The 15,991-nt window shown below is 63.3% G+C and carries 17 protein-coding genes; 11 read left to right on the plus strand and 6 right to left on the minus strand.

Translation table 11 applies throughout. The annotated features are described in order from the left end of the window. The first annotated feature begins 55 nt into the window (after positions 1–55). Positions 56–304, plus strand: a complete 249-nt coding sequence (locus ACP7BV_RS24695; RefSeq protein WP_426107534.1) for a DUF3297 family protein — start codon at positions 56–58, stop codon at positions 302–304. A 29-nt stretch (positions 305–333) separates the two neighbouring features. On the opposite strand, the gene ACP7BV_RS24700 is transcribed toward ACP7BV_RS24695, so the two are convergent. From ACP7BV_RS24700 to ACP7BV_RS24710, 3 genes are read right to left on the minus strand one after another with little or no spacing between them, the layout of a single operon-like run. Then, positions 334–1,101 (minus strand): hypothetical protein, encoded by a 768-nt coding sequence (locus ACP7BV_RS24700; protein ID WP_426107535.1) that lies wholly within the window; start codon positions 1,099–1,101, stop codon positions 334–336. Between the two features lie 60 nt (positions 1,102–1,161). Beyond that, the gene (locus tag ACP7BV_RS24705) at positions 1,162–2,421 is read right to left on the minus strand and encodes a hypothetical protein (RefSeq protein ID WP_426107536.1); all 1,260 of its coding nucleotides are present in this window, start codon (positions 2,419–2,421) and stop codon (positions 1,162–1,164) included. Between the two features lie 11 nt (positions 2,422–2,432). After that, positions 2,433–3,272 carry a creatininase family protein gene (locus tag ACP7BV_RS24710; RefSeq protein ID WP_426107537.1) on the minus strand — a complete coding sequence of 280 codons (840 nt, stop codon included), beginning with the start codon at positions 3,270–3,272 and terminating at the stop codon, positions 2,433–2,435. Between the two features lie 343 nt (positions 3,273–3,615). On the opposite strand from ACP7BV_RS24710, the gene ACP7BV_RS24715 reads away from it, so the two are divergent. The 10 genes from ACP7BV_RS24715 to ACP7BV_RS24760 all read left to right on the plus strand — a co-directional run bounded on the left by ACP7BV_RS24715 (position 3,616) and on the right by ACP7BV_RS24760 (position 14,364). Further along, complete coding sequence (locus tag ACP7BV_RS24715) at positions 3,616–4,152, plus strand: GNAT family N-acetyltransferase (protein ID WP_426107550.1); 537 nt, start codon at positions 3,616–3,618, stop codon at positions 4,150–4,152. 367 nt (positions 4,153–4,519) lie between these two features. Then, the gene (locus ACP7BV_RS24720) at positions 4,520–4,963 is read left to right on the plus strand and encodes a hypothetical protein (RefSeq protein WP_426107538.1); all 444 of its coding nucleotides are present in this window, start codon (positions 4,520–4,522) and stop codon (positions 4,961–4,963) included. A 309-nt stretch (positions 4,964–5,272) separates the two neighbouring features. Then, complete coding sequence (locus ACP7BV_RS24725; protein ID WP_426107539.1) at positions 5,273–6,703, plus strand: TolC family protein; 1,431 nt, start codon at positions 5,273–5,275, stop codon at positions 6,701–6,703. 5 nt (positions 6,704–6,708) lie between these two features. Then, a complete protein-coding gene (locus ACP7BV_RS24730) occupies positions 6,709–7,683 on the plus strand; it encodes an HlyD family secretion protein (RefSeq protein WP_426107540.1) in 975 nt (324 codons plus the stop codon). Positions 7,684–7,694: 11 nt separating this feature from the next. Then, the gene (locus ACP7BV_RS24735) at positions 7,695–8,882 is read left to right on the plus strand and encodes an ABC transporter permease (RefSeq protein WP_426107541.1); all 1,188 of its coding nucleotides are present in this window, start codon (positions 7,695–7,697) and stop codon (positions 8,880–8,882) included. Beyond that, positions 8,879–10,021, plus strand: coding sequence for an ABC transporter permease (locus ACP7BV_RS24740; protein ID WP_426107542.1), 1,143 nt, complete (start codon positions 8,879–8,881; stop codon positions 10,019–10,021). Before ACP7BV_RS24735 ends, ACP7BV_RS24740 begins: the two co-directional genes overlap by 4 nt. Before the next feature lie 440 nt (positions 10,022–10,461). Then, complete coding sequence (imuA, locus tag ACP7BV_RS24745; RefSeq protein WP_426107543.1) at positions 10,462–11,169, plus strand: translesion DNA synthesis-associated protein ImuA; 708 nt, start codon at positions 10,462–10,464, stop codon at positions 11,167–11,169. Next, on the plus strand, positions 11,099–12,580 hold the full coding sequence (locus tag ACP7BV_RS24750; protein WP_426107544.1) for a Y-family DNA polymerase: 1,482 nt from the start codon (positions 11,099–11,101) through the stop codon (positions 12,578–12,580). The genes imuA and ACP7BV_RS24750 overlap by 71 nt, the downstream gene beginning before the upstream one ends. A 20-nt stretch (positions 12,581–12,600) precedes the next feature. After that, on the plus strand, positions 12,601–13,593 hold the full coding sequence (locus tag ACP7BV_RS24755) for a hypothetical protein (protein ID WP_426107545.1): 993 nt from the start codon (positions 12,601–12,603) through the stop codon (positions 13,591–13,593). Positions 13,594–13,605: 12 nt separating this feature from the next. Beyond that, a complete protein-coding gene (locus ACP7BV_RS24760; protein ID WP_426107546.1) occupies positions 13,606–14,364 on the plus strand; it encodes an alpha/beta hydrolase family protein in 759 nt (252 codons plus the stop codon). A 272-nt stretch (positions 14,365–14,636) separates the two neighbouring features. On the opposite strand, the gene ACP7BV_RS24765 is transcribed toward ACP7BV_RS24760, so the two are convergent. From ACP7BV_RS24765 to ACP7BV_RS24775, 3 genes are read right to left on the minus strand one after another with little or no spacing between them, the layout of a single operon-like run. Next, on the minus strand, positions 14,637–14,984 hold the full coding sequence (locus ACP7BV_RS24765) for a hypothetical protein (RefSeq protein ID WP_426107547.1): 348 nt from the start codon (positions 14,982–14,984) through the stop codon (positions 14,637–14,639). 39 nt (positions 14,985–15,023) lie between these two features. Beyond that, positions 15,024–15,287 carry a hypothetical protein gene (locus ACP7BV_RS24770; protein WP_426107548.1) on the minus strand — a complete coding sequence of 88 codons (264 nt, stop codon included), beginning with the start codon at positions 15,285–15,287 and terminating at the stop codon, positions 15,024–15,026. A 56-nt stretch (positions 15,288–15,343) separates the two neighbouring features. Further along, a complete protein-coding gene (locus ACP7BV_RS24775; protein WP_426107549.1) occupies positions 15,344–15,694 on the minus strand; it encodes a hypothetical protein in 351 nt (116 codons plus the stop codon). Positions 15,695–15,991: the final 297 nt, after the last annotated feature.

Genomic DNA, 15,991 nt, shown 5'->3' on the forward strand with positions numbered 1-15,991 from the left:
TCCACGCGCGATCGCCCGTTGTACGGATCGCCGTTGTAGTGGATAATTAGCGCCCATGAACGATACCACCACACTCCCCCCATTGCCCGATCGCCTGGCGATCGATCCCCGTAGCCCATTTCATGACGCTGCTGCCTTCGAACGCGAAGTTGGCATCAAGTTCAACGACAAAGAGCGTCAGAACGTTGAAGAGTATTGCATCAGCGAAGGCTGGATCAAAGTGCCAGCCGGCAAAGCGGTCGATCGCCGCGGCCAGCCAATGCTGATCAAGCTCAAAGGCAAAGTCGAAGCGTTTTACAAGTAAGCGCAACCCCGCTTAACTTTCGCTCAACATCACCGCCTGGCCTCACGCACTGCCTGCCAACTGGCTGCGGTCCACGGCCTGGGTGAAAAATAATAGTGCCGGCCGGTCGTCACGGCCAGGATCGGTTCGTCACTGGCAAAGCCGATCGCCGCGCGACAGCGCGCTTGTGTAAAGCCGTGTTGCTGCGCGATGCGCCGGCGCAGCGCGTGCTGCTCGCGCCCCATGCGAAACACCATGGGGATCACTTCGTCGGCCCCGCTTTCCTGCAGCCAGTAGTCATCCAGGCACCACGAGGCGAGGGCGGTTGACGACAGCGCAATGCGCGGATCAAGCCGCGCGCGCACGGCGGCAATTGTGCTCGCCAAAAAGGCACGTTGCGAGCGGCCCGCTTCAAAATCAAGCTGCACTACGTTGCGGTTGCCGGCCCCGGCGACGCGCACCAGTTCCTGCGTGATGGTGTCGATCTGCTGCCGCGATTTTGTGGGCGGGAAATGCCACGAAACGTCAACGTGCAGCACCGGCACCACGGCCGTGCCGGGCGTGAGCAGCAGCGGCGCGGTGCGGCGGCGGATCAAGGCTTGCTCGCCCCGCAGCTGGATCGACGAGGCGACGTAGGCCACGCCGATGTCTGCCGGCAGCCAGCGCAGATCTTCAGGACGCTCCCAGGCCCACAGCATCTGCGCCGGCAAGAGCGCCAGCGCGGGATGCGGCGGTGCCACCTTGACGCTGCGCGCATCCATCTTCAACCCAAACAGCAGGCACAGGATCGCGATTGGTAAAAGAAGGAAACGTTGCATTCGGCGACAGCAGTGTGGGTCTGGAAGGCAACATACACTGACCTTGCCGTTTCTGCAACGTTAACGCATGTTTCCCGTGTGCCCCAGCGAGTAGCGCCCCGGTTGCGGCCACACCGTCAAGCCATGCGGCTCGCCGCCCACCTTGATCTGGTTGTAGGCGCCGTTACCGGTGTCGATGCGGTACACCACGTCGTCATACCGGCCCGACAGCCAGAGCCACTTGCCGTCCACGCTGACGTTGCCCATGTCCGGACTGCCGCCGCCCGGTACCGGCCACTGCGCGGTGATCTTGCGAGTGGCGAAGTCGATGACCGAAACGCCTCCCGGACCCTTGCGCGCGCCGTGGATGCGGTGCGTGCCGCGAAAGCTCACGTACAGGCTCTTGCCGTCGCGGCTCGGGTACAGACCGTGGGTTCCCGGCCCGGTGGTGATGAAGTCAATCTCCTCGAACTTGTCGCCGTCGACCACGTGCACGCCGTCGGCGCTCATGTCGGCGATGTAGAACAGTTTGCCGTCAGGGGACACGCGTATATCTTGCGGCATGCCTTTTTTGGTCGTGCAAATCTCGGTGCTGGACGGGTCGAATGCCTTGCGCGACTCCTTGAAGCGGGTGCGCGGCATTGCCAGTTTCAGGTAGCCGACCACCTTTTTGTTGACCAGGTCGATCTTGGCCAGGCTGCCGTTAAATTCGCAGGTAAACAGTACGAAGCGGCCGTCGATGGTGAAGTCGGCGTGGTTGATGCCGCCGCATTCGGTCTGGATGGAATACTGCATCTTCATCGTCACCGGATCGCGAAAGTCCAGCCGCTTGCGCGCTTCGGCCACCACGATGGCCGATTTGCCGTCCGGCGTGTAGTACATATTGTAAGGGTCGTCGACCGGCACGGCCTGTCCCGGCTTTCCGGTAACCGGATCGATCGGGGTCAGGCTGCCGTCTTCGTGGCGTTCCGAATTGTTGGCCACCCACAGCGTCTGCAAGTCCCACGATGGCACCACGTGCTGGGGCGCGGTGCCGACCTTGAATTTGTCGACCACTTTCATCAACGCCGGGTCGATCACATACACGTCGTTGCTGCGCAGGTTGGGCACGTAGATGCGCGCGAGTTGACCGCGCACGCTGTGGCTTAGCGCATGCGCGCCGGTTTCGCTGTACAGGTTGGACGGATCGCGTACGGGTGGCATGCCGCTGACGGCTGCCACCTTTGACGCAACCGGCTTGCCGGGCGCGCCGGCATAGTGCGTCATTTTGTAGGCGATGGCGCCTGCCGCGGCAAGGCCGATGGCAACGACGGGGATGACGAGTTTTCGGGGGAAGGACATAAACGGTTTAGTTAATTTTTAGGTGAGGGGGCGGCTCGGCGCGTCAGCTGCGCAATGCCGGCCACGGAAGTCTGGATAATCTGAGCGGCGCCGCTCTGGCCAAGCGCGGCGCGGGCGCGGCGCGGGTCGCCCTGCATGCCATCGGCGGCGCCGGGCTGGGGCGCGTGGGCGAGGCCATCGGCGCGTACCGCTGCCGGTACGGTGGCCAGCGTGAGCGCGGTGTCGGCCAGACCTGCATGGGTGCCGATTTCAGCCAGGCTGTAGCCGCGGCTTTTCAGCGCGGCGACGATCGGCGCCTGGCTGGCCTGGTAATAGCCGCTGTAGGCGTGGACCCGGCATGCGGGATCGCGCGCCCACTCCCTGGCCAGGCGCTCGGCCACGTGCTGCAGGTTCTTCTGGTAGCCGCCATGGTCGCCCAGGAAGACGACATCGCGAAAGCCGTGCTGCTTGAAACTGCGCGCAGTGGCGTCCAGCATCGACTCAAAGGCGGCGTCGGGAATCGATATGGTGCCGACAAAATGCATGTGGGCGGTCGGCGGCGAGATCGCGCCTTCGGGCACATAGGCAATGACGGGCGCGACCAGCGCATTGCCCAGTCCCTGCGCGATGGCGGTGGCAAAATACTTGACCCGTGCATTGTGCTTGCCGAGCGTCATGTAGGGCCCGTTTTGCTCGGTACCGCCGATGGGAATGAGAATGGTGGTGGAACCGGCGGCAATGCGCGCGCGCACTTCGGGCGAAGTGAGCTCTTCGATCTGGTTGGTGGCGGGCGCCGCAGCAAAGGCGGCCCCATGCCACCCGATCGGACCGAGGGCGAGCACGATGATGGTGAGCGTCCGGACGGACTGCATAATTGCCTAAAAAATGACTTCGATGGCTGGCGCTTGAATGGTCGAGTTTATCGGGTTTGGCTTAACCTGGGCTGAAAGCGCTTATCTTACGCGTTGAGCAGTGCGAAATAAATGAATTCGTTGAAAGCGGCTACCTCACGGCAACTGGCGCATTGGCCTGGTGCGCTTTTACGACGCCATCGCGGGTTGCAACTTGGTAACACGTCCAATCGACGCTCGGGCCGGCATCCGTCACTCAGCAGTTCCAGGTCCGGCGTGCCATCGACGCCGGTTTGCGTAGGCACGGGCGAGAGAGGTTTGCTACGTGGCACAATCGCAAATTTGACATGAAAGTTTTGCCGTGATGCTACGTTCCGCCAACTTCGTATTTCGCCCACTTGCGCCTGCTGACGCGCCGAGCTTTGTCGATGCCGTGCGGGAGTCGGTCGCATCCCTCGGGCCGTGGATGCCATGGGCTCACGCGCAGTATTCAACGACCGAAGCGCTTTCGTGGATCGACTGGTGCCAGCAAGGCTGGGACGAGCGCAGCAACTTTGAGTTCGGCATCTTTGACGGCGTGTCGGGCGCGTTTGTCGGCGGGTGCGGACTGAACCAGTTCAACCAGGTCCACGGCTACTCCAACCTGGGTTACTGGGTTCGCCAATCGAACCAGCGCCGTGGCGCCGCGACCGAGGCGATTGGCGCGCTGTCTGACTTCGCTTTCCTTCAACTGCCCTTGGGCCGCGTCGAAATCGTGGTCGGGGTAGGCAATACGCCCAGCCTGGGTGCGGCGCGAAAGGCGGGGGCAGTCGAGGAAGGCGTCGCGCGCAACCGGTTGAAGCTGAGGGACATCTTTATCGATGCCCACATGCTCTCGCTTGTGGCGCCAGCGGGTAGCTGAGTATCAACTACACCTGTGCGACGACTGTTTAATTGCTGAGCTTGGTTCTAGGGGGCGCATCGCGTCTGCCATATCCTCCCTCTCTAATTCGCTCTAATATGTCCTAATCCGTACTAAAGTTCACCTTAAACGATCTAAAGCCCATCTAATTCGTACTAAACCGGATCTAAAACAGCCTAATCCCGAACTAAAAGGAACTATTCATGGATCGTATGTCTAACTTTTATGTTGAACTAATTTTGAGTGCGAATTAGATCTGTTTTAGGGCGATCTAGATCATTTTTAGATTGAATTAGATCAGGATTAGGAGCGTTAAGATTGGTTTTAGTGCGAATTGGATCGGATTAGTGCGAAAGAGAGCGTACCCATGAATCGAAGACCACCTCACCCCCAGATGGACTTAACAGTTACTCTTGAAACATACACAAAGCTGTGCGCGGCCTCAGCGGATACCGGTTACCAAAAAGAAATCTGGGAAATCGCTGCGGAGGCAATCCGCGACTGGCTGGCGCGCAACGCGCCCGAAAGCTTTGGCATGCCAAAGACAGCGGGTTTTCAGTGGAAAGACGTGTTCCTGCCTAATGGGACTGTCCTGCGAACCATTGCTCAAGGCAAGAATTATCACTGCGTCGTCGATGGCGACCATTTGCTGTACGAAGGGCGGCAGATATCGCCGAGCGGATTCGCCAACGGCTTTGGCGGCGCAGGGCGCAACGCGTGGAAAGTCATTTGGCTGCTGCTACCCGATTCGACCACATGGAAGCTCGCCCACACGCTACGCCACGCAAAACCGCGCCGCACGAGCCGCTGAGCAATTGCTGCGCGGGTTCTCGCCATTAGTAGCTTTCATCGGTATTGGCTGAACTGGCTTGCTGCGTTTGTGCAAGGCAATGTATAGTACATATTGATTTAATAGCATCAAGCCTGGTGGGCCTGCGGTCCAGCGCACCTTTCAGTAGAGCAGCCGGCAATCACTCGCGCTGCTGTCTACATTGCTTCGCAGAGACGTACAACGTCCCCTTCGATTGCAGCAAAGCCCGGAGCTTTACCTTGGCTGCTGACCGAACTATTCAATATCGCAACATGCGCGCCACGTGCGAGTGGTCAAATCGGAGCATCCATGAACAAATTACGCGGGCACGCGCTCACCTTGTTGGCGACAATGCTCCTTTCGGCTGGCGCCCGGGCGGGCGACGCCAGCGCGCAGGGCGCCAGCGCAGTCGACTACGCCCAAGCGCTGCACCAGCTGCGGCAAGTGTCGGGCGCAGTCAACGGGGCCGACCTCGACTGGCAAGCCAAAAAACTGCAGGCCAGCGCCTTGCGCGGGATTGCCGGCCCCGACCTGCGCGTGTCCGGTTTTCTGGGCCGCGTTTCGGCTACGCTGAGCGTGGACACCAGTAGCATCGCGCAGCGCGCCAATCCGCTGCTCGACAGCCTGCCGCCTTTGCCCGGCCTGAACCTGCCGGACATACCGAATGCGATCAGCGCCAATCGCATTGTCGACCTGCGTTCGCTGGGACTGACCTCCGTGTGGCCGCTGTACACCGGCGGGCGCCTGCAGGCGGTGCAGGATATCGCAGCCGGCCGCGCGGCCGAAGCCGGCGCCAGCGTGCAGGCGGCCGAGGACGACACGGCTGCCATCCTGGCCCAGCGCTACTTTACGGTGCAGCTGGCGCGCGAAGCGTGGCGCCTGCGCGCCGCGGCCGTTGACGCGATCAAGGATCACCAGCTGGTGGCGGTAAAAATGGAGCGCTCCGGCCTGATCGCCAAGATCGACCGCCTGAAGGCCGACGTGGCGGTGGACAACGCCGCGCGCGAAGCAGCCAAGTCCCGCAGCGACCTGGAGATCGCGCAGCTCGCTTTAAGTCGCCTGCTCGGCGCGCGCGTCACCGTGCATCCGGTCACGCCGCTCTTCGTGCACAGCGCGCCGGTCGGTTCGCTCGCCTCGTTCGTGGAAGCGGCAATGAGCTCGAACGTCGCCTGGAAGCAGATCGACAGCAAGCGCGCCCAGGCTGCGGGGGCCGTCGCATTGCAGGGCAGCGAATTTAGCCCGACCGTGATCGCGCTTGCCAACTACAACCTGAACCGCGGCGACAGCGTGGCCCGCGCCAACTGGCTGGTGGGCATGTCGGTCAGCGTCCCGCTGGTCGAGCGCATCGACCGCGCCCGCATGGGCGCGGCGGCCAGGCTGGAAAAGCAGCGCGTCGAAGTGATGGCGGACCAGGCCGCGCGCGACATTCCCACGCTGGCCGAAAGCCAGTGGCGTGCCATGGAAGACGCGCGTCTGCGCTATTTGTCGATGGCCTCGGCGATCGCGCTGGCGCAGGAAAGCCTGCGCCTGTCGCAGGTAGCCTTCAAGAATGGACAGGCCACGTCCATCGACGTGGCCGACGCCTCGCTCGGTTATACCAAGTCGCGCCTGGAACGCGCCCAGGCCGCCTACGACTACGTGCTGGCGCTGGCCAGGCTGCTGGGCACCACCGGCCAGCCGGGCAAGCTGCTTGACTATTCCCGGACCGCGAGCAACATCGTCGAACTCACGAAAGATTGAACCCCATGGCTTTCTCCCGCAAGCGCATCCTTCCCGCCCTGATCGGCGTCCTTATTCTGGCCTTCCTGGCGTGGGGCTTGTACAAGGCCTTCCAGACCACGCCTGATCCGGTCCAGGGGCAGATCGAGGCGCAGGAGGTGAACGTCTCGTCCAAGGTGCCGGGGCGGGTCGGCAAGGTTCATGTGCAGCTGGGCCAGGTGGTCAAGGCGGGCGAGCTGTTGTTCGAACTTGACAGCCCCGAAGTTCTGGCCAAGGTGGCGCAGGCGAACGCGGTGCAGGACGTGGCGCGCGCCACCAACCAGAAGGCGCAGGCCGGCGCGCGGCCCGAAGAAGTCACGGCCGCCCGTTTCAACTGGGAGCGCGCGGGCACCGGCGCCAGGATCGCGAAACTGACCTACCAGCGCGCGCAGGCGATGTTTGCCGAAGGCGTGCTGGCCCAGCAAAAGCGCGACGAGGCCGAGGCGCAGTGGCGCGCCGCCGAGCAGCTGGCGCAGGCCGCGCGCGCCCAGTACGAGATGGCGATGCACGGCGCCCGCCCCGAAGACAAGCTGGCGACCGAAGCGCAGACGCGCCAGGCCGCCGGCGTGGTGGCCGAGTCCACCGCCGCGCTGAACGAAACCCATATCAAGGCGCCGGCCGCCGGCGAAGTGAGCAAGCTGGCGATCCAGGCGGGCGAACTGGCCCCGCAAGGTTTTCCGGTCGTCACGCTGGTGGATTTGAACGATGTGTGGGCCGTGGTCTCGGTGCGCGAGGACGAATTCAAGCCGTTCGAGAAAGCCTCGCTGCACACGGGCTTTGTGCCCGCGTTAAATGTAAAAGCGCAGTTCAAGTCGACCTTCGTGTCGGCCCTGCCGGCCTTTGCCACGTGGCGCGCCGCGCGTCCCGGCGGCACCGACCTGCGCACCTTTGAAGTCAGGCTGCGCCCCACCGCGCCGGTTCCCGGCTTGCGGCCGGGGATGACGGTCGTGTTCGAACATTGAGCCAGGCAATCATGGCCAGGCACGCCGCCGCACGGCCGTTTCGCGCATCCGTTGCGCGCGAGTGGACGCGCCTGCGCGCCGATCCGTGGGACCTGGCGATGCTGACCGCGATCCCGCTCGCGCTCTACCTGCTGACCTGGTGGATCCTGTCGGCCGGCGTGGCGCGCGACTTGCCGCTGGTGGTCTATGACCTGGACCACTCGGCCATGTCGCGCAGCCTGGTGCGCATGCTGGACCAGTCGCCCGGGCTGAAGGTGGTGCTGGCCGCCAGCGGCGAGAGCGAGGCGATGCGCCTGATCCGCGAGCGCGGCGCCTACGGCGTGGTATCGATTCCGGCCGGCCTGCAGGCCGATGTGTCGCTCGGGCGCGCCGTCAAGCTGCAGTGGGCTTATAACGCGCAATTTCCCTCCTATACCGGCAGCATGACGCGCGACGTGCGCACCGTGGTGGCCACGCTGTCGGCCGGGATCGAGCTGCAGGGTCGCGCCAAGCGCGGCATGGCGCTGCAGCAGGCGAGGGCGCAGTTCGAGCCGATTCGCACCCGCACCGCGACCCTGTTCAATGACAGCGGCAGCTACGAGATGGCGCTGGCGCTGCCGGTGGTATTTAGCCTGCTGCATATATTCGTGACGCTGGGCGCGGTCACGGCGGTCGGACGCGAACTGCGCGCCGGGTCGGTGCCCGCTTGGCTGGCGGCCGCCGACGGCAAGCTCGCTCCTGCCATCCTGGGCAAGCTGGCGATTGCCTTCGCCGCCTTTGTGCTGCAGGCGATGCTGGTGGCGATCCTGTTTGGCGCCGTGCGCGGCTGGCCGGTGATGGGCAGCGCCGTGGCCATTATCGCCGGCACGCTGCTGCTGATCACCGCCTACCTGGCGATGGGCCTGTTTTTCGTGGCGTTCGCACCGTCGCTGCGCACCGCCTTGTCGGTGTGCGCCTTTGTGACGGCGCCCGCGTTTGCGTTCACCGGCCAGGGCTTTCCCAGCATGTCGATGCCGTTTGCCGCGCGCCTGTGGGCAGAGGCGCTGCCGCTGTCCCATTTCACCCACCTGTTGAACAATACCTGGCTGGCCGGCGCACCGCTGCGCTACAGCATGGGCCAGTTGGGCGTGCTGCTGCTGTTCACGCTCGGCTTTGGCGCTCTTGGTTACTTGCGCCTTGCCAGGCGCGTGCAGCAGCCCGAGAGCTGGGGGCAGACATGAGCGCGCTGCAGGAGAGCTGGTCGGCGTTTTGCATCACCTGGACATCACTGTTGCGCGACAAGGCGGCCTTGCTGCTGTTCTTCATTTCAGGGATTGTGTATTCGTTCTTTTATCCGCTTCCTTACAATACCGAGACGGTGCAGGGCGTGCCGATTGCCGTCGTCGACCAGGACAATTCAGCCTTGTCGCGCCAGTTGATCCGCTATGCCGACGCCCATCCGGGCATCACCGTGGTGGCGGTCAGCCCCGGGGCGCAAGCGGCGCAGGCGCTGCTATGGCAGGGAGACGCGGCCGGCGCACTGATCATCCCGCGCGACTTCAGCGGCAAGGTGCTCGCCGGCCAGCAGCCGGAAGTGGAGGTGGCCGGCCATGGCGCCTACCCGATGCTCAACAAGGTGGCCTTGAACGCGCTCGCCGAAGTGGTCGGCACGCTGTCGGCCGGCATAGAAATCAAGCGCCTGGGTGCCGGCGCGCCGACGGCCGCGCAGGTGGAGTCGCAACGCCAGCCCTTGGCAACTGAATCGCTGCCGATGTTTAACGTGGCCGAGGGCTATGCGTCGTACATCGTGCCCGGCGTGGTGGTGCTGGTGATGCAGCAGACCTTCCTGCTGGGGATCGGGCTGCTGTTTGGTACCTGGTCCGATGCCAGGACCTTTCCGTACAAGGGGGGCAGTGCATCCTACTTCGGCGCGCTCAATGCCTTTGCGCTGGTGGTCATTCTCAATGCGCTGTATTTTTTCGGTTTCGTGTTCTGGTGGCAGGGTTATCCGCGCGGGGGGAACTGGCTTGGCGCGGCGGTGCTCACGCTCGCTTTTGCCTACTGCGTGGCCGCGCTGGGCATGTATCTTGGCCTGTTTTTCCGCACCCGCGAGCGCAGCGTGCAACTGCTGATCGCCACCTCGATGCCGATCGTCTTCCTGTCGGGCCTGGCGTGGCCGTCCAGCGCCTTGCCCGAGGCGCTGCAAGCCTTGCGCTGGCTGCTTCCATCGACGGCCGGGATCCAGGGGTTGATCGCGACCAACCAGATGGGCGCGTCGCTGCAGGAGGTGCGCGTGGAGCTGGCGGCATTGCTGGCGCTGGCCGCACTGTTTGTTGGCCTGGGCCTGCGCAAGTGGCTTGGCCGTGAGCTCGCCCGTTGAACCGCTAGTCGGTTTTTTTCGCGCGCCGCAGCCAGACCACGCAGGCTATGCCAAAGGGCCAGGATATGAACAGCGCGGTTTCCCACCGGGTGAATGCCTGGTATTCGCTGAAAGAATGGACCTGCTTCATCTTTCCGCAAAAGTGCCCATCACCGCATGCCTTCCAGGGGGCGTCGGGAAAGGTGGCAAAGCCATAAACAAATATGGTCAGGCACCAGCCGATGACGACATACGCAATCGTTCTTTTTGTAATCATATTTTTGTAATCATATTTTTGTAATCATATTTTCCCACGTTATGAATGGCGCTACCATCGTTCACCAAGAGACCGGGTGGCCGACATCTCCTCGCTAAAATTTCACCTGTTACACGTTTGACCTTGCAAAAACCCGGCTCAGATAGTACTGTACATCCATACAGTACTTTCCAAATTGACCACCATGAGCCGTCCTGATTCTATCCCCTCGCCGGAGAGTTTGCATCCCTCCCTTTGGCGCGCGTCGCAACTGGCGCACAGCCATGCACGTTGCATCGACACCGGCCATCCCACGCTGTCGTCCCAGTTGCCGGGCGGCGGCTGGCCCACCGGCACCCTGATCGACCTGCTGCCCCAGCAATGCGGGATTGGCGAATTGCGCCTGCTGCGTCCAGCCCTGCTAAAAGTGGCGCAGCGCCGCATCGTGCTGCTGCAGCCGCCGCACGCGCCGCAGGCACTGGCGCTGGCCGCCATGGGCCTGGCGCCGTCGCAACTGATCTGGATTCGCAGCAGCCGCAGCGCCGACGCCCTGTGGGCCGCCGAACAGGTGCTGCGCAGCGGCAGTTGCGGCGCGCTGCTGTTCTGGCAAAGCCACGCGCGCGGCGAAACGCTGCGCCGCCTGCACCTGGCCGCGCAAAGCGCCGAAACACTGTTCTTCATGCTGCGCCCGCTGGCCGCGGCCCAGGATTCGTCGCCTGCGCCGCTGCGCCTGTCGCTGCGTCCGGCCGCCGGCGGGCTTGACATCGGCTTCATCAAGCGCCGGGGACCGCAGCGCGACGCGCCGCTGTTCCTGCCACTCACTCCTTCTTTACTGCAGCGCCATGCGCCTCTGGATCGCTCTCCATCTGCCCCAGCTCCCGCTCGAAGTGTTCAGCCCGAACTGGTCATCTGACAACGGCAGCGTGGTGCTCGAGCAGGAGCGCGTGCTGGCGCTGTCCCCGGCCGCGCGCGCCGCTGGCGTGCTGCCGGGCATGCGCCGCGGCGGCGTGCTGATGCTTCACCCCGAGGCCCGCCTGCACGAGCGCACGCTGGAGCGCGAGGCGCAAGCGCTGCACGACGTTGCCATGGCGCTGTTGCAGTACACGCCGCTAGTGGCCCAGGCCGAAGAATCCACGCTGCTGATGGATATCGGTGCCAGCCTGTCCCTGTTCGGCGGCATCCGCGCGCTGTGCCGGCGCATCCGCGCCAATTTGCGCGCGCTCGGCTTTTCGTGCGCGCTCGGTTGCGCGCCCACTGCGCGCGGCGCCTGGTTGCTGGCGCGCGCCAGCGCCGGGCGGGTGCTGGGCATGGCTTCGCTGTCCAGGCGCCTGGACCATCTGCCCAGCGCCTTGCCCCCGCCCGGACGCGCCTTTGGCGCCTGGTTCGATGGCATCGGCTGCTTTACGCTGGGCGACATGCGGCGCCTGCCGCGCCCGGGCTTGCAGCGCCGCTGCGGCCGGCCCTTGCTCGACCTGCTCGACGCCGCTTACGGCGAGACGCCCGAACTGTTCGACTGGATCGAGGCGCCCACCACTTTCAGCGCCAAGCTCGAACTGTTCGACCGGGTCGAGAACGCCGAGGCGCTGCTGTTCGGCGCGCACCGCCTGCTGCTGCAAATGACGGGCTGGTTGTGCGCGCACCAGTTCGCGGTCGAACGCATCGTGCTGCAGCTCGAGCACGAACGGGGCAAGGTGGCGCGCGCGCCCACCATCATCGAGATCGCGCTGGCCGAGCCGACCTGGCGCGACGAACACCTGGTGCGCCTGCTCAAGGAGCGCCTGTCCAAGGTGGAGCTGGTGGCGCACGTGATTGGCCTCACGCTCGAAGCGCCGCAAGTGCAGCCGATGGCGCCGCCCAGCGATTCGCTGTTTCCCGAACCGGGCGGCAGCGACGAAGACCAGCAGCGCATGCTCGAACTGCTGGTGGCGCGGCTGGGCCCCGAGAACGTGCTGCAGGCTGCACCCCAGGCTGACTATCGGCCCGAGCTGGCCAATATGTGGGTGCCGGTGCAAAAGAAAATCCGCAACGCGCAGATGCAGGCGCAGATGCCGCCCGATGTGCTCAGCCTGCCGCGCCCGGCCTGGCTGCTGGCCAAGCCGATCGCGCTCTTGATGCGCAACCATCGTCCGTTTTATGGCTCGCCACTGCGCATGGCGTCCAACCCGGAGCGCATCGAAGCGGGCTGGTGGAGCCAGTCGCAAACGCGCGACTACTTCATTGCCGAGGGACTCGACCATGCGCATTACTGGGTGTATCGGGAGCGCATGGTGGGCGCGGCCGGCGAGGCCGAACCGCGCTGGTTTTTGCATGGCATGTTTGGGTGAGCGGCGATCACTGCTGTGTCATGATGCCAAACACAACCATCATCCCGCTCGCCATGGACCATTCGCCATTTTATTTTTTAGACCTGTACGACCTGCTCATGAGCTACGAAGGCACGCAAACCTATGCCGACGTGCTTGCTCCCTGGGCAGAAGCCAACAGCGAAGCGCGCGACTGGCTACAAGCCTTTGCTGCCCGCACCGGCAGCCCGGTCCCGCAAGCCGATACCGAAGATCTCTGGGACTTGTATCGCTTGAGCGTGGTGGGCGATATTTTGCTCAACGGCTTGCCGGCTCGCGCGGTGTCCAAAAACGCCTGGAAGTCCCCGCCGTTATCGCTGCGCCAATTTCAGCAGTTTTTCGAGTCGCTTGGCATGACCGGCTCGTGCCCGGCAAGCTATACGCCCTTTCACCACGAAATTGTGGCCGTGACCAGCAGCGACGATCCCGATGCGCCGCCAACGGTACTGGCCTGCGAGTGGCCTTGCCTGATGCTGGGACCGATGGTGTTCTTGCGCGCCGGGACGCGCGTGTCCGCCGGCAAAAATGTGCTGGCACCCGGTATTGCCGACCGGAGCACCATCTACTGGACCTATTGCCGCAGGAACCGTCCGGCGCTCGACCTGTCGAGAGGCTGGGGCAGCAATTCGCGCTGGCGCACGGCGTTTCGGCGCGACTACCAGTTCGACAACTTACTTTACTTTAATGTGGACGGCAGCCTGGACTTGTCTGACGCCCAAAGCCTGCCACGTAGGCAGGATAAATGGACCCGGGCCCAAGCCATCGAGTTGCTGGTCAACCGCCATTTCATCACGTCGCCACTCGCGCACGACGACTTGTTTCCTTACGATTACTCGCTGCGCACGCACGCGCAGTCGCTCACCGCACTGTACGCGCCGGGACCGTCGACACCACCAGAACCGCCAATGCCGCCAATGCCGCCAAAGCCGTCGCAGCCGCCGCAACCGAAGGAGTCCGCATTGTTGCGGTTCCTGATGCAACTCAATCTTCGATAATCAAGGGCACGCATGCAAAGCGAACGCAAGGATTTCCCCAGCGCAGACGGACAGAACTTGTCCGCGCGGCTTGACGCACCCGACGGCCCCGTAACGGCGTACGCGTTGTTTGCCCACTGCTTCACTTGCACCAAGGATGTGTTCGCCGCCAGCCGTATTGCGCAAGGCCTGGCGCAGCAGGGCATTGCCGTGCTGCGCTTCGATTTCACAGGCCTGGGCGCGAGCGAAGGGGAGTTCGCCAACACCAATTTTTCATCCAATGTGCAAGACCTGGTCGCTGCCGCCAACTTCATGCGCGAGACCATGCAGGCGCCCAGGCTGATCATCGGGCACAGCCTGGGAGGAGCAGCCGTGCTGGCGGCCGCCGCCGAGATCGCTGAACTGAAAGCAGTGGTCACGATCGGCGCGCCAAGCGACCCTTCGCACGTGACTAAACTATTTGGTGCGCAGCTTGATGCGATCAATGCCAATGGCGAAGCATCGGTGCAACTGGCGGGACGCGCGTTTACGATCAAGCGCCAGTTCTTGCTCGACGCGGCAGAGCAGAATGTGGATGAAAAAACGGCGCACCTGCAGCGCGCACTAATGGTGATGCATTCGCCGCAAGACCGCACGGTCGACATCAGCAATGCGCTGCATATTTTTACTGCAGCCAAGCATCCGAAAACGTTCGTGTCGCTCGACGATGCGGACCATTTGCTCACGCGTAAAGAGGATGCGCAGTGGGTCGCGCAAATCATCGGCGCCTGGTGCGCGCGTTATGTTCAATAGATGACGGCTCGCTAATCGCGCTGCGGGCGCTGGCACGTGCCGCGCCGTGCACGCTATGGGTTTTTCATGCAGCGACGGCGGACCCGCCAGGCTATTGTGAGGGCTGCGAGCGGCCGTTGAGCGAACGGGCCTGTCCATGATCGCGGGACATCCCAGCACAGTCTGGCCCTTGGCGCCTCCGGATCGCCCGCGCAATGTGTCGCCGCCAATCCCGACTGTTGCCAAGTGCGACGCAACATGCAGTTGTGCAGGCCGGGCAAAGACGCCTGCGTTTACATCTGGATACCGCTCGCGTCATGGCTGCCACGCCGCCGGCCGGTGGGGCTAAGCACCCGCTGCGTCACGGCGTCTGCAATCGCATGCTTGCTCAGGTATTCGGTCGCTGCCGACGTGCCCAGCATGGCATTGAGCACAATGCCCACTTCTACCCGTTGCGAGGTCAGCGTGTCGGGGCGGCCGATGGTCCGTAGTGGCAGCGGCACATCGCGCGCCTCTTCCACCAATCCCGGCACGGCAGCGGGAACCAGGTGACAGGCAGGCTGTTTGGTTTCAACAATCACGGAAGTGATATCAATTGGTTGGATTAAATTGCTCATGTGCACATATTGCACGTAAAACACAAGCTATTCCGTGCGGCAGGCCGCATAAGCCACCAAAAATTACAAATGGCTGGCGTCATCGCTGGCCCGGCGCCGCCCGCCGCTGCTCAATACGCGGCGAGTCACCTTGGCGTCGACCGCCTGCCGCGACAGATACGCGGCCGCAGCCTGCTCGCCGAGCATCTGGCTGAGCACCAGCCCGACCTGGATGCGCTGCGCCGTCAGGCTGTCCGGACGGCCCACCTGCACTGGCGGGACGATGAGGATGGCGCTTGCTCCGGCAAGGGCCTTGGCATTGCTAACGGAGGAGATCAGCTTGCTCATGTCCCTATATTGCCCAGCTCGCTTCTAGCAAACTGTGCGTCATCCAACACAAGCTCTCAATCTTCGTCGAATTCTTCGGCCAGATTTTTCCAGCCCTTGAGTTTGGCGAGGGCGGAAAATTCTTCGGGGGCTTCGAGCACGATCAGCTTGCGGTCTTGCAGACCCGGATCGCTGTGCGAAAAATTGGGGCCGACGTAGCCGAGCGCGCGCAAGCGATCGATAATGTTGCCGACGAGGACCTTGTCCTTGTACAGCCCACCTTCGACCGGGGCGGCGAAGTCCACGTACACGTCAATAATTCCATAGCCCTCGTCGAAAATGCGAATTGCTTTTACGTCGTGGGCATGGCCGCTGCTGTCACTTGCCTTGAAGGGGCCGCTCAGCTGGATGTCGGTATCGGTAGTCATGGGCTCAGCATATCACCAACGGCGCCAGACGGTATGGTACGCCTTGTGTTGGGCGCGGTACTTGCGGGGGGGGCAGAACCAATCCACCCAAGTTAAGACATTTCAGCAGTTTTTCTGAGTCATCTACTTCTGTGGTTTTACGCCGGGCTTCATAGGCTTCGAACGATTTTCTCGATGTCGATAGGTCTTCCCGGCAATTAGCCCGAGCAGGCCGCGCAGCGTGACTGTTCAGCGCCTATGCAGTGGGCTGGATAGGATTACCGGCGAAGGCGCGTTGCAGCACCTCCAGCATGCCGT

The sequence above is a fragment of the Massilia sp. TSP1-1-2 genome, assembly GCF_049896185.1.
Taxonomy (GTDB): domain Bacteria; phylum Pseudomonadota; class Gammaproteobacteria; order Burkholderiales; family Burkholderiaceae_D; genus Telluria_A.

Coding starts and splice junctions, on each gene's coding strand:
- ACP7BV_RS24695 (WP_426107534.1), top strand. CDS start 56: ATGAACGATACCACCACACTCCCCCCATTGCCCGATCGCCTGGCGATC.
- ACP7BV_RS24700 (WP_426107535.1), bottom strand. CDS start 1,101: ATGCAACGTTTCCTTCTTTTACCAATCGCGATCCTGTGCCTGCTGTTT.
- ACP7BV_RS24705 (WP_426107536.1), bottom strand. CDS start 2,421: ATGTCCTTCCCCCGAAAACTCGTCATCCCCGTCGTTGCCATCGGCCTT.
- ACP7BV_RS24710 (WP_426107537.1), bottom strand. CDS start 3,272: ATGCAGTCCGTCCGGACGCTCACCATCATCGTGCTCGCCCTCGGTCCG.
- ACP7BV_RS24715 (WP_426107550.1), top strand. CDS start 3,616: ATGCTACGTTCCGCCAACTTCGTATTTCGCCCACTTGCGCCTGCTGAC.
- ACP7BV_RS24720 (WP_426107538.1), top strand. CDS start 4,520: ATGAATCGAAGACCACCTCACCCCCAGATGGACTTAACAGTTACTCTT.
- ACP7BV_RS24725 (WP_426107539.1), top strand. CDS start 5,273: ATGAACAAATTACGCGGGCACGCGCTCACCTTGTTGGCGACAATGCTC.
- ACP7BV_RS24730 (WP_426107540.1), top strand. CDS start 6,709: ATGGCTTTCTCCCGCAAGCGCATCCTTCCCGCCCTGATCGGCGTCCTT.
- ACP7BV_RS24735 (WP_426107541.1), top strand. CDS start 7,695: ATGGCCAGGCACGCCGCCGCACGGCCGTTTCGCGCATCCGTTGCGCGC.
- ACP7BV_RS24740 (WP_426107542.1), top strand. CDS start 8,879: ATGAGCGCGCTGCAGGAGAGCTGGTCGGCGTTTTGCATCACCTGGACA.
- imuA (WP_426107543.1), top strand. CDS start 10,462: ATGAGCCGTCCTGATTCTATCCCCTCGCCGGAGAGTTTGCATCCCTCC.
- ACP7BV_RS24750 (WP_426107544.1), top strand. CDS start 11,099: ATGCGCCTCTGGATCGCTCTCCATCTGCCCCAGCTCCCGCTCGAAGTG.
- ACP7BV_RS24755 (WP_426107545.1), top strand. CDS start 12,601: ATGATGCCAAACACAACCATCATCCCGCTCGCCATGGACCATTCGCCA.
- ACP7BV_RS24760 (WP_426107546.1), top strand. CDS start 13,606: ATGCAAAGCGAACGCAAGGATTTCCCCAGCGCAGACGGACAGAACTTG.
- ACP7BV_RS24770 (WP_426107548.1), bottom strand. CDS start 15,287: ATGAGCAAGCTGATCTCCTCCGTTAGCAATGCCAAGGCCCTTGCCGGA.
- ACP7BV_RS24775 (WP_426107549.1), bottom strand. CDS start 15,694: ATGACTACCGATACCGACATCCAGCTGAGCGGCCCCTTCAAGGCAAGT.